An 11,885-nucleotide genomic window follows, 5' to 3' on the forward strand; every position below is an offset into this window, starting at 1 on the left:
TGCCCAGAACACCGTCGCGTGTTCATATCGACCCGCGTTGCGCACGTGCAATATTACCGACGGTACTGGCTTCGTCCAGCTGGCTTCCATGCGCTCAGTCAGCGTGTTGCTGCCCGCAATTCGCACGATGACGCACCCTGAGCTCGCCGAAGGGTGCCTGGAGCGGCGAGGCGTTTACGGATGCCCACAACACCATCGCTTGTTCATATCGACCTGCGTTGTGCACGTGCAATATTACCGACGATACTGGCTTCGTCCCGCTGGCTTCGACGCGCTCAGCCAGCGTGTTGCTGCCGCGATTCGCACGATGACGCACCCTGAGCTTGCCGAAGGGTGCCTGGAGCGGCGAGGCGTTTACGGATGCCCAGCACACCGTCGCGTGTTCATATCGACCCGCGTTGCGCACGTGCAATATTACCGACGGTACTGGCTTCGTCCAGCTGGCTTCCATGCGCTCAGTCAGCGTGTTGCTGCCCGCGATTCGCACGATGACGCACCCTGAGCTCGCCGAAGGGTGCCTGGAGCGGCGATGCGTTGAAGGATCCCCAGAACACCTACGGACGCTCATTGCGACGCGCGCCGCGCACGGCAATCTGCCCGACGGTGCTGGCTTCGTTCTGCTGGCTTCGACTGGCTCAGCCAGCGTGTTGCTGCTCGGCCTGCTTCGTCGGCGCGGTGGCGTCGTGCGGCGGTACTTTGCTGGCCTTACAGCAGATTGAACAGCGACAGATTCTGTACGCGAAGGAAGCTTTGCTGTGCCGCTTCCAGTGATTGCAGCTGGAACGACAGTCGACTGATGGCTTCTGCATAATCGGTGTCGCGCACTTCGCTGAGGGTGCGGCGCAGTATCTCGTCCTCGGCGGCCCGCTGTTGCTCGGTGGCGTCGACCAGTTGCAGGCGGGCGCCGATGCCGGCGCGGCTGTCGATGAGCGAGTTGCCGGCCTGTTGCAGGTCCTCGATCACCGCATAGAAGGAATTCTGCCGGGTGGCTTTCTCGGCCGGCGTGGTATTGGCCAGATTGACGGTGTCGATCAGGGCCTGGATCGAGTCGAACACATCGCGGGTGGGCGAGGGGCGTACGGTAAAGGTGTCGCCATCGGCGGGCTGGCCAGTGAGCACCAATTGCACGCCGAGAAAGCCGATCGGCTGGCCGGGCTGATAGGTGCCGGTGGCGATCACTGCATTGGGCGGGTTGTCCTCGGTCACCGTCCACTGCGTGCTGGGCGGCGGGCCGACCACATCGTTGAAGGTGACGGTGTAGGGCAGGGTGGTCCATTGCGCCGGGTCGGTGAAGCCGGTGGCAGAGAGTACGCCGGTGCCGGTATTCGGGCCGCCTTCGCGTATGGCGATCTCTCCGTTGCCGGTGCGAATGCGCTGGAATACTTCGCTGCCCGGGTCGGAATCGGCGATGGTCAGGTCGGGGCCGATTTCGATCCGGCGCTGACGCTGGTCGCCGACGTAGTCATAGCCACCCGCGCCATTGGCAACGAATGGCGGGCTGCTGTCGGTGGTACCGCCGAACAGATAACGGCCAGTGCCATCGGTGGTGTTGGCCAACTGGGCCATCGCCTCTTTCATCAAGGCCAGTTCGCGCAGCATGCCCTGCAGCGATTCGGCGGTCTGGATGGCCGAGTTGGCCTGGATCGCCAGTTCCTGGGCGCGCTGCAGCAGTTGCCCGGCCTGTTGAATCGTCGCTTCTTCCTTCTGCAGACGGTTCTGCAGGAAGGTAGCGTTATCGCCCCAGCGGGAGATCTCAGCCAGCGAACGATCGATCGCCTCGCCGATGCCGGCGCCGATCGGGTCGTCCTTGGCCGTGGTGATGCGACGGCCCGACGATACCTCGAGCTGCGTGCGCGCGATCTGCGACTGCTGCCGCAGCATCTGGAAAATGGCGCGCTCGAAGACCGAGGCGCTGGAGATTCTGGAGGTCATCGCTGCACCGCTGCGAGCAAGGACTGGAACACGGTATCGGCAGTGCCGATCATCTTGGCCGCCGCCTGATAGGCCTGCTGAAACTTCAGCATGTTGGAGGCTTCTTCATCCAGGTTGACTCCGGAGACCGATTCGCGATCCTGGACCAGCTGATCGTTGATCGCGGACTGCGCATCCAGCGAGAATTGCGCCGACTGCGCCGATGCCCCGACCGCCGACACCATCTCGCGTAAGGTTGTGTTAAGTGAGCCGGTGCCGCCGAACAGGCGCAAGGCGTCGTCGACCTGAGCCAGGGCGCGGGCATTGGTGTTATCGCCAGAGTTGGCCTGGGTGGCGCGTACGCTGAAGGTGTCGCCGGTTTCTGGTGGCGGATCTAAGCGCAGTTCCCAGCCATTGACCGCGATCACATCGCCCGGCACCCAGGGAATCGGCGGCCCGCCATTGACGGTGTAGTTGTTCGGATCGACAAACACGATATCGATCGGCAGCCCCAGACCGGGGTCGTTGCGGTCGACCACGCTGAGCTGCGGCACGCTGTTGCCGATATTGGCGACATTGGCCGACACCTGCACCGGCGCGGCGGCGGCGACCTGACGTGGATCGGTCATCGCCACGGTCAACAAGCCGGCGGCGCCAGCGGTGGGTCGAACCAGGAACGAATCGCCAGCGTTCGCCGCGCCTCCGCCCAACACCAGGGCCACGCCGTTGACAATGAACGGATCGAGGGCCGTGCCGGTGCCGCTGATCGGCAGAGGCTGTGAGGTCGCCGGGTCGCGCGCCGTCCAGCTGACGCCATCGAAGTTCAGCTCGATATCGTTCTCGGCGATACCCCCGATATTGGCGATGCTGGCACTCAGGGTGGCGGTGCCGGTGTTGTTCAGTCCCGCCAGCGGTGAGATCGCCGGTTGATTGAAGATCGGGTTGCCCGGGTTGCCATACAGATCCACCCCCTGGGCATTGGCCTCATTGACCAGGAAGGCAACCGTGGTGGCCAACTGACCGAGGCTGCGATTGGTGGGGTCGAGCACATCGCGACGGAAGTCGGTCAGGCCGCCGAGTCGCCCGCCCAGGGCGCTGTCCGGCAACACCGAGGTGCCGCCGACAAACTGCAAGGCAACATTGACCCGCTGCGGTTGGAACGGATCCTGGACAGTCGTCAGCGTGAGTGAGCGATTGCCCACCACCAGGGCCTGGCCGCCACTGGTGAACACATTGAGCGAGCCGTCGTCCTGCGCCACCGTGGTGACACCGATCAGCTCGTTCAGTCGGCTGATGGTCAGATCTCGCTGATCCAGTAGATCGTTGGGTGGTTGACCGCCCGCGGCTGCCTGGTTGCGAACGATCTCCTGGTTAAGGCGGCCGACTTCGGCGGCCAGCCGGGTCACATCCTCGGCGGCGGTCTGAATCCGTTGATTGGTTTCGATCTCCAGCGAATCGAGCTGGCCATCGAGATAGCGAAAGCGCGCGGCCAGAGTCTCGGCGCTGGCCAGGTAGGCCTCGCGTGCAGAGGTGGATGACGGATCGACACTGATCGCCTGCGCGGAGTCGAAGAAGCGCGACCAACTGGCGGTGATGCTGGTTCCCGGGTCGGTAAACGCGGCGTCGACCCGATTCGACAGCAAGGAGAGATCGGCCAGACGCCCCAATTCGGCACCGGATACCAGCAGTCGCCCGACGGCGAAGGAATCCTGCAGGCGGCGAATGGTGTCGACCTGCACACCGGCGCCAGCGAAGCCATTGCCGCTGGGGGCGCCGGCGCGATTGGAGAGCTCGACGCGCTGGCGGCTGAAACCCGGCGTGTTGGCATTGGCCACATTGTGGCTGATGGTCTGCAGCGCCCGCTGAAAGCTGAGCAGGGCCGAGGTGCTGTTGCTCAGGATGCTCATCGGTTAGGCGCTCCGGGTCGAGCCTGTGTGCAGCGCATCAAGCGCCCGCTGCAGGGTGGGGCCATGGGCGATGGCATTGATCTTGGCTGCGTAGCGCGGGTCGGTGGCATAGCCAGCCTGCTGCAGCGCGCTGGCGAAGGCGTGCGGGTTGTCCTGCCCCAGCGCATTGGCATAGCGCGGGCTGTTCTTCAGCATGGCAACATAGTCATTGAAGCTCTCGGCGGCACTGCGGTAGGCGCGGAACTGATCACGTTGTTCCACCCGTTGGCCGTTGACGAATTCGTGGGTGTTGGCGGCCAGTACTTCGCCCTGCCAACCGTGGCCCTTGATGCCAAACAGGTTGTTTCCTGAACTGCCGTCGGTACGCTTCGGCATGTGCTTGCCCCAGCCGGTCTCCAAGGCAGCCTGGGCCAGCAGGGCCTTGGGCGAAACGCCCAGTTCAGCGGCGGCGCGCTGGGCATGTGGCCACAGCTCGGCAACGAAGGCCTCCGGTGTGTCAGGCACGGAGGCGGCGTAGGCAGTAGCCTCCGATTGGTCGATATTCGGTGTGTGCTGGCTGAGCGGGCTCGGCTTGCCGGGCTCGGGAGCTGGCGCGGCTTTCGGGTGCGGAGCGGAGGTTTCCAGGGCCGAGATCGGAATAGGCGGATTGAACGGGCGGATAGCGCGGTAGGCTGCCGCGCCGCGGGCGCTGTCGAGCGGAAAGAAGCGTGCGTCGCCACCGGCATCGACGCCGGCCTGTCCTTCCAGCTGGCGGCGAATCATCGCCTGCATGCCAAGGCCCTTGCCCTGCGTCAAAACGTTGGCGATCTCGCGGTCATAGATGTCGGCGAACTGCGCTGCCGCGCCGGGAAACATCGAATCGCCCAGGGCCGTCTTGCGCATCATGCCGATCATCATCTTGGCGAACTGGCTTTCCAGCATGCGCGCGGCCTGCTCTGGACTGCGCTGCTGGCCGCCCTGTTCGACTCGGTCCAATGGAAGGCCGGTCGCATTCTTGATCGCCTGCATGACCTGGCCCTCCCTAAATGATTTCCAGCTCCGCGCGTAGGGCGCCGGAGCGCTTCAGCGCTTCCAGAATGGCGATCAAGTCGCCAGGTGCGGCACCGACCTCGTTGACCGAGCGCACGATCTCTTCCAGCGACACGCCACCTTCGAACAGGAACATGCGGTTCTGCTCTTCGCTGGCCTGCACGTTCGATTGCGGCGTCGCCACGGTCTGGCCTCCGGCCAAGGGGTTGGGCTGACTGACAGCGATGGTCTCGGTGATGCTGACGGTCAACGAACCGTGCGTCACCGCCGCCGGCAATACCTTGACCAGCCCGCCCATCACGATGGTGCCGGTGCGGGAATTGACGATCACCTTGGCCTTGGCCTCGCCCGGGTTGATGTCGAGGTTCTCGACCCGCGCCATGAAGGCGATGCGGGCGGACGCGTCGGTCGGCGCTTCGACTGCCACGGTGACGGCATCGACGGCCTTCGCGGCGCCTTCGCCAAACGCCAGGTTAAGGGCATTTTCCAGCCGCGCGGCGGTGGTGAAGTCGGCCTGATGGAGGTTCAGCTCCAGCATGTTGCTGGTGACCAGCTGGGTCGGAATGGCGCGTTCAATCTGGCCACCGTTCGGAATGCGGCCGGCCGAGGGCACGTTCACCGAAACCCGCGAACCGTCATTGCCGGAAATGCCGAAACCGCCGACCACCAGGTTGCCCTGGGCGATGGCGTAAATCTGCCCGTCGGCACCTTTGAGCGGTGTCATCAGCAGGGTGCCGCCACGCAACGAGCCGGCGTTGCCGATCGAGCTGACGGTGACATCGATCATCTGCCCGGGTTTGGCAAACGGCGGCATCTCGGCGTGAATCGCTACCGCGGCGACGTTCTTCAGCTGCGGATTGACATTCGATGGAACGGTCACCCCCAGCTCGCCCAGCATGTTGCGCAGGCTCTGCACGGTGAACGGCGCCTGGCTGGTCTGATCGCCGCTGCCATCGAGACCCACTACCAGACCGTAGCCGACCAGGGGGTTGCCGCGCACGCCGGCAAACGACGCCAAGTCCTTGACTCGCTCCGCCCGCAGCGGCGCTGCCGCCAGCAGCACGGTCAGAGCGATCAGCGAAACCAGCAGGCGACTCACGGCATCACCACGGAGTTGAAGAAGCGCGACAGCCAGCCTTGCGCATTGGCCTGCGCCAGTTCGCCACGCCCGGTGTAGACGATGCGCGCATCAGCCACCCGGGTGGAGGGCACGCTGTTGTCAGTCTGAATATCGGCGGCGCGGACGATTCCTTGAATCTGCACCACCTCATCGGAGCGATTCAGCCGAATCAGCTTTTCGCCACGCACCACCAGATTGCCGTTCGGTAGTCGATCGACCACGGTCACTGTCACGCTGCCGCTGAGGCTGTTGCTCTGGTCGGAATCACCGGTGCCTTCGAAAGTATTTTCAGAATTGATCGAAGTGCTGAGCGGGTCGCGACCATTGATCGTCACCGGTGCACCGAGCACGCTGGGCGCGGCCATCGATACGCCCGTGGTCTTGCTGCTGCTGGTGGCCTTGCGGGTCTGCGCCACGGTGCGTTCGGCCAGGGTGATGGTGATCAGATCGCCCGGGTAGAATGCGCGGCGGTCGGCGAACAAAGACAATCCGCCCGAGCCTTCACGAAAGATCGCGCCATTGCTGGGTTCGGCCGGGCGTGGATAGGCCGAGGCGGAGATCGGCGCGAACGCCGGGTCTGGCTTGGGTGCCGAGGCGCAGGCACTTAACAGGGCGATGGACAATAAAGTGAGCAGCCGATTCATGGCGGGCCTCAGACGTTGTTGTTGAGGTAACCCAGCATCTGGTCCGTGGTGGAGATCGCTTTGGCATTCATTTCGTAGGCGCGCTGCGTCTCGATCATGTTCACCAGCTCTTCCACTACGTTGACGTTGGAGCTTTCCAGCATTCCCTGGATCAAGGTGCCCAGGCCCGACACCCCCGGCGTACCGGTGGTGGCCGGACCGCTGGCAGCGGTTTCCAGGAACAGGTTTTCGCCCTTGGCCTGCAGGCCGGCGGGGTTGATGAAGTCGGTAAGGGTGAGGGTGCCAACCTGCACCGGCGCGGCCTGTCCGGCCACCTGCACGGTGACCGTGCCATCGACGCCGACCGACACGCTTTGCGCCTGCGCCGGCAGGGTGATACCGGGCTGCACCGGGTAACCTGAATTGGTCACCATGGCGCCGGTCGAGTCGACCTGAAAGCTGCCGTCGCGGGTGTAGGCGGTGGTGCCGTCAGGTAGCAGGATCTGGAAGAAGCCGCGGCCGCTGATCGCCAGGTCCAGCGCATTGCCGGTCTGGGTCAGGCCGCCCTGGTCGAAACTCTTGGCGGTGGACACCACGCGCACACCGGTGCCAGTCATCAGGCCGGACGGCAGCTGGTTCTGCTGCGAGTTGGCGCCGCCGGGCTGGCGGACATTCTGGTACAGCAAATCTTCGAAGCTAGCCCGACCGCGCTTGAATCCGGTGGTGTTGACGTTGGCCAGGTTGTGCGATGTGACCGACATGCGGGTCTGCTGCGCGTCGAGGCCGGTTTTGGCAATCCAGAGGGCGGGATACATGGCGAACTCCTTAGCGTCGCGTTTAGCTCAGACGCATCAGGCCGGAAGACGCACGGGCGTTTTCGTCGGCCTTCTTGATCAACTGAACCTGGGTTTCGTACTTGCGCTGCAATTCGATCATCTGCACCAGTGAGGTCACTGGATCGGCATTGCTGGTTTCCAGCGCACCGGCCGTGACTGACTTGCCGGTGGCGGGCACGGCGGCGGCATCGCCGCTGGGGCGGAACAGACCGTCGGCGCCGCGACTCAGTTGATCCATATCGAACTGGACCAGTTTCAATCGACCGATCTGGGCCAGGGTTTCCGGGCCTTGGCCCTGCGGCACCACCGACAGACTTCCGTCGGCGCCGATGGTGATGGTCTGTTCGGGCGGAATTGCAACCGGGCCGGTCGAGCCTTGCACCAGGGCGCCGTCCTGCGTTTCGAGCAGCCCGTTCGAATTGAGCTTCAGCTCGCCGTTGCGGGTATAGGCTTCCTGCCCATTGGCATCGGTCACGGCTAGCCACACGCCCTCATCCAGGGCGATATCCAGTGCATTGCCGGTGACCTGCAGACCGCCCTGGCGGCCGTCGTAGCCATGATGCTTGGTGGTCGCCGCGACACGCGTCGGCAGGGCGTTGCCCTGTCCTTCGACCTTGAATGCCTCGGTGCCCACCAGATCCGCCTTGTAGCCCGGTGTGTTGACGTTGGCCAGGTTGTGGTAGACCGCGGTGGACAGTCGCATGGCGGCGGATGCGCCGGTCATCGCTGTGTAGATTGCCTTGTCCATCGTTGCCTCCTGGAGCGCGGGTGTCGGAATTCCGCCACCGTTGCAGATCAAATTGCTTTCGCTAGTGACTCAAGCAATTCGTGTGCCAACCTCTTGACGATGCGTCAGGAGATCGCTTGTGGGGATCGGGCGCATCGAAATGCCTATGGATTGACGTTGCGATGTGCGCCATCCATGCGGTCGGCGAGGGCACATGCGAGGGCTTCCGATGGCGATGCCGCCAAGAGTGGCAGCAGGCAGGCAAGACGAGAGCAGCCAATCGGCTGCTCTCGCTGCGGGGCGTTGCGCGAGCTGCCTGCAGCAGACGTCGCGCTCGCTGTTAAGGAAGGTCCGAACAAGTCCATCCTGGACTTCTCAGACGCGCCGAGTTCGGCACAGGTCCGAACTCGTCTTGCGCTGATCAACAACTTACGTTGTTGATCGCGGCGGTGCATCCTTGCGCCGCGGGAATCTCTGAACGTATTCAGAGATTCCTTAGCGGATGTTGATGACCGTCTGAGTGACCTGATCCTGGGTCGAGATCATCTGCGCGTTGGCTTGGAAGTTGCGCTGGGCGGTGATCATGTTGACCAGCTGCTCGGTCAGATCGACATTCGATGCTTCCAGCGCACCGCTCTGTGTCAGTCCGAAGCTGCCTGAGCCTGCGGTGCCCAGAACCGGTTGACCCGATTCGAAGGTTTCGCCCCAGACGTTGTCGCCCAGTTCCTGCAGGCCCTGCACATTCGGGAAGTTGGCCAGCGCCAGCTGTCCCAAGGGCAAACTCTGGCCATTGGTGAAGCGGGCAAACACCACGCCGGTGGGCGAGGTCTCGATGCCGGTCAAACGCCCGGTGGTGTAGCCGTCCTGTACCAGCTCGGCGACTGAGAACTGCTCGCCATACTGCGTCGACGCAGACAGATCGAGGGTGATGTTGAGGTCGGCAGCGCCGGTGGTCGGCGTGTAGGGGGGCAGGGTGATCGTGCCACCGACCGGCGTGTTCAGAGTGCCGGTGTTGGTGTAGTCGACCAGATCCGGCCCGCTGATCTGGGTGCCGTCGATATACGAGTACATCTGCCACTCGTTCGGGTTGGCCGTCTTGACGTAATACAGGGTGGCGATATGCGAGGCACCCAGCGAGTCGAACACGGTCAGCGAAGTGGTGTGGTTGTAACTTAACGGGTCGTTCGGATCGAAAGTGCCATTGGCCGGTGCGGTGGCATTGGCCGGCAGGTTCAGGCCGACGTCGATGCTGGTGGTGGCCTGTGGCGCGGCATCGCCGACAGCGATCTGCAGGTCCTGCAGCCGACCGGTATCAAAATTCTGCGTGCCGGTGATCGGCGGGTAAACCTGTAGTCGATGGCCTGCCGGATTGATCACGAAGCCGTCGCGGTCGGCGGAGAAGTTGCCGGCCCGCGAGTACACCGCCACACCGCCGTCGGACATGCGGAAGAAGCCGCCTCCGGAGATGGCGATGTCGAGTGCGTTGTCGGTGAACTCGATACTGCCCTGGCCGAACTGCTGGGCGACATTGGCTACCCGGGTGCCGGCACCGATGGCGGTACGCGACAGGCCGAACGGCGAATTGGCAAACACTTCGGCGAACTCCGCGCGGGAGAGCTTGAAGCCCACCGTGGCGACATTGGCGATGTTGTGCGAGGTGACGTTGAGGTCGGACGCAGCGGCGTTGAGGCCACTCAGCGCGGTACGAAAAGTCATAGTGAGGTCCTCTGTCTGGGGTCAGCCGATGCGACGCACGGCATAGAAGGGGATGGAACCGCCACCGGCCAGATTCAGAATCAGGCCGCTGCGGCTGAACGAAACGCTTTCGATGCGAGCGTTGACCATGCTTTCGACGGCGATAGCGCTGGAGCCGCTGCCGACTCGGGCATTGATGCGATAGACGCCGGGCGGTGCCTGCTCGCCGGCGTCGGTGACACCATCCCAGGCGAAGTCGCGGGCACCGGCGTTGGCCTCGAAGCTCATCCGCCGCACGATGGCACCACTGGCGTCGGTGATTTCGATGCTGACCTGGCCGGTTTGCGGCACATCCAGCAAGCCGCTCATGCCGCCGCCTTCGTCCAGTTGAAAGGTCGAACTCGATACCAGGGCATCGCGTCCGATCAGACTGGCTGCCTGCAGCGCCTGATCATCCATCGAGGCATCGACGAAGTTCTGGAACGAGGCGTTCAGTCCTTGAATGCCCTGCACGGTAGAGAACTGGGCCAACTGGCCGAGGAACTGGTTGCTGTCCAGCGGCTTGAGCGGGTCCTGGTTCTTCAACTGCTCCATCATCAGGCGCAGGAAGTCGGCTTGTCCGAGATCTTCGGACTTGCGCGGATCGCTGACGCTTTTGAAGCTGGCGGCGGTAGGAACGATTTGCATCGGAAGAATCCTGAGTTGATGTGGGAAAACGGTCGTCCTGTCCGTTTTCCACCGGGCGAGCCCTCCGGGTGTAGGACTCGCTGCCAACACGGACGCGACTTTCGTCTTGCCCGTGAAGCCCTGCTGTCCCTAGCGGGGGCTAACCTGCAGCGGCCGATCAGCGGCCGATATTGAGCGTGGCGATGGCCAATTCCTTGGCGGTATTGAGCATCTCGACATTGGCCTGGTAGCTGCGAGAAGCGGAAATCATGTTGACCATTTGCGCCACCGGATCGATATCCGGCGCGTAGACATAACCTTGTTCATCGGCCAGCGGATGCCCAGGCTCGTAGCGTTTGATCGGCTCCGAGGTCGACTCCTTGATCTGCGTCACCCGCACACCCTGCACAGCTGGGTTGTCACCCACGGCTACCGCCTGGAACAGGGGTTCGCGTGCCTTGTAGACCGTATTGGGATCACCGCTGACGGCATCGCCGTTGGCCATGTTGCTGGCCACCGTATTGAGTCTTGTCGACTGCGCGTGCATCGCACTGCCGACGATCTGGAAGATGGTGAGACCGGACATGGTGACCTCCTTACTGGCCGGTGATGGCGAGCATCAAACCGCGCGCTCGCCCTTCAAACAGATTCAGCGTGACCCGATACTCCAGCGCTGCCTTGGAGAACGCGGCGTATTCGAGTTGCGAATCCACGGTGTTGCCGTCCAGCGAAGGCTGCAGCTCATCGCGAATGAAATGCGCCTGGCGGCCGATCTCCTCGATGCTGAGCGGTGCCGGATCTGCGGCACGCTGGCCCGCGGTCGGCCCAAGCTCCAGGCCAGGAAAGCCCATCGGACGATCGCTGGGTGCTGCGGCCTGCTTGGCGATGGCTTGCTGACGCTGAACCTCGGACAGCGCCTGGACGAAGTCGAGATCCTGCGCTTTGTAGCCAGGCGTATCCTGATTGGCGATGTTCGACGCGATCAGCTCCATCTTTTGCTGACGCAAAGCCAAAGCCTGACCGTGCAGGCCGAAGATGGCGTTGCTGAGATCGTTCATGGATGGGCTCCGAATGGATCGATGCCCGACTCAAGCAAGGGATGTGCCAATCGCTTTGGCGAAGACGCGGCAGCAGTGCAGGTCGACCGGCTTTAGACGTGGTGTGCTCAAGGCCGAGACTTGGACGAGCCGTCCCGATGGTTGGGCGCTCTCTGGCCAAGCGGAGCCCGGGCCTAGCCGTCGGCAAGCGAAGACGCGGCAGCAGTGCAGGTCGACCGGCTTTAGACGTGGTGTGCTCAAGGCCGAGACTTGGACGAGCCGTCCCGATGGTTGGGCGCTCTCTGGCCAAGCGGAGCCCGGGCCTAGCCGTCGG

At 63.6% G+C, this 11,885-nt stretch carries 11 protein-coding genes; all 11 read right to left on the bottom strand.

What is annotated here, in order from left to right:
- Nucleotides 1–705: 705 nt before the first annotated feature.
- Nucleotides 706–1,932 carry a flagellar hook-associated protein FlgL gene (flgL, locus tag IFO71_RS03275; RefSeq protein WP_192028100.1) on the bottom strand — a complete coding sequence of 409 codons (1,227 nt, stop codon included), beginning with the start codon at nucleotides 1,930–1,932 and terminating at the stop codon, nucleotides 706–708.
- Complete coding sequence (flgK, locus tag IFO71_RS03280; protein WP_192028101.1) at nucleotides 1,929–3,818, bottom strand: flagellar hook-associated protein FlgK; 1,890 nt, start codon at nucleotides 3,816–3,818, stop codon at nucleotides 1,929–1,931. Before flgK ends, flgL begins: the two co-directional genes overlap by 4 nt.
- A 3-nt stretch (nucleotides 3,819–3,821) precedes the next feature.
- Entirely contained in the window at nucleotides 3,822–4,826 is a 1,005-nt protein-coding gene (gene flgJ / locus IFO71_RS03285; RefSeq protein ID WP_192028102.1) for a flagellar assembly peptidoglycan hydrolase FlgJ, read from the bottom strand.
- 13 nt (nucleotides 4,827–4,839) lie between these two features.
- Nucleotides 4,840–5,946 carry a flagellar basal body P-ring protein FlgI gene (locus IFO71_RS03290; RefSeq protein ID WP_192028103.1) on the bottom strand — a complete coding sequence of 369 codons (1,107 nt, stop codon included), beginning with the start codon at nucleotides 5,944–5,946 and terminating at the stop codon, nucleotides 4,840–4,842.
- Nucleotides 5,943–6,611: a flagellar basal body L-ring protein FlgH gene (gene flgH, locus IFO71_RS03295; RefSeq protein WP_192028104.1), complete on the bottom strand. Its 669-nt coding sequence runs from the start codon at nucleotides 6,609–6,611 to the stop codon at nucleotides 5,943–5,945. Before flgH ends, IFO71_RS03290 begins: the two co-directional genes overlap by 4 nt.
- Before the next feature lie 8 nt (nucleotides 6,612–6,619).
- Nucleotides 6,620–7,405: a flagellar basal-body rod protein FlgG gene (gene flgG, locus IFO71_RS03300; protein WP_192028105.1), complete on the bottom strand. Its 786-nt coding sequence runs from the start codon at nucleotides 7,403–7,405 to the stop codon at nucleotides 6,620–6,622.
- Between the two features lie 22 nt (nucleotides 7,406–7,427).
- The gene (locus tag IFO71_RS03305; RefSeq protein ID WP_192028106.1) at nucleotides 7,428–8,174 is read right to left on the bottom strand and encodes a flagellar basal body rod protein FlgF; all 747 of its coding nucleotides are present in this window, start codon (nucleotides 8,172–8,174) and stop codon (nucleotides 7,428–7,430) included.
- A gap of 474 nt (nucleotides 8,175–8,648) precedes the next feature.
- Nucleotides 8,649–9,869 (bottom strand): flagellar hook protein FlgE, encoded by a 1,221-nt coding sequence (gene flgE / locus IFO71_RS03310; RefSeq protein ID WP_192028107.1) that lies wholly within the window; start codon nucleotides 9,867–9,869, stop codon nucleotides 8,649–8,651.
- Nucleotides 9,870–9,890: 21 nt separating this feature from the next.
- Nucleotides 9,891–10,535 (bottom strand): flagellar hook assembly protein FlgD, encoded by a 645-nt coding sequence (locus tag IFO71_RS03315; protein WP_192028108.1) that lies wholly within the window; start codon nucleotides 10,533–10,535, stop codon nucleotides 9,891–9,893.
- Between the two features lie 157 nt (nucleotides 10,536–10,692).
- A complete protein-coding gene (flgC, locus tag IFO71_RS03320; protein ID WP_192028109.1) occupies nucleotides 10,693–11,100 on the bottom strand; it encodes a flagellar basal body rod protein FlgC in 408 nt (135 codons plus the stop codon).
- Nucleotides 11,101–11,110: 10 nt separating this feature from the next.
- Nucleotides 11,111–11,572 (bottom strand): flagellar basal body rod protein FlgB, encoded by a 462-nt coding sequence (flgB, locus tag IFO71_RS03325; RefSeq protein WP_192028110.1) that lies wholly within the window; start codon nucleotides 11,570–11,572, stop codon nucleotides 11,111–11,113.
- Nucleotides 11,573–11,885: the final 313 nt, after the last annotated feature.

Origin of the sequence: Pseudomarimonas arenosa (assembly GCF_014841215.1) — a bacterium.
Taxonomy (GTDB): Bacteria; Pseudomonadota; Gammaproteobacteria; order Xanthomonadales; family Xanthomonadaceae; genus Pseudomarimonas; species Pseudomarimonas arenosa.

Coding starts and splice junctions, on each gene's coding strand:
- flgC (WP_192028109.1), bottom strand. CDS start 11,100: ATGTCCGGTCTCACCATCTTCCAGATCGTCGGCAGTGCGATGCACGCG.
- flgK (WP_192028101.1), bottom strand. CDS start 3,818: ATGAGCATCCTGAGCAACAGCACCTCGGCCCTGCTCAGCTTTCAGCGG.
- flgH (WP_192028104.1), bottom strand. CDS start 6,611: ATGAATCGGCTGCTCACTTTATTGTCCATCGCCCTGTTAAGTGCCTGC.
- flgG (WP_192028105.1), bottom strand. CDS start 7,405: ATGTATCCCGCCCTCTGGATTGCCAAAACCGGCCTCGACGCGCAGCAG.
- IFO71_RS03305 (WP_192028106.1), bottom strand. CDS start 8,174: ATGGACAAGGCAATCTACACAGCGATGACCGGCGCATCCGCCGCCATG.
- flgB (WP_192028110.1), bottom strand. CDS start 11,572: ATGAACGATCTCAGCAACGCCATCTTCGGCCTGCACGGTCAGGCTTTG.
- flgL (WP_192028100.1), bottom strand. CDS start 1,932: ATGACCTCCAGAATCTCCAGCGCCTCGGTCTTCGAGCGCGCCATTTTC.
- flgE (WP_192028107.1), bottom strand. CDS start 9,869: ATGACTTTTCGTACCGCGCTGAGTGGCCTCAACGCCGCTGCGTCCGAC.
- flgJ (WP_192028102.1), bottom strand. CDS start 4,826: ATGCAGGCGATCAAGAATGCGACCGGCCTTCCATTGGACCGAGTCGAA.
- IFO71_RS03315 (WP_192028108.1), bottom strand. CDS start 10,535: ATGCAAATCGTTCCTACCGCCGCCAGCTTCAAAAGCGTCAGCGATCCG.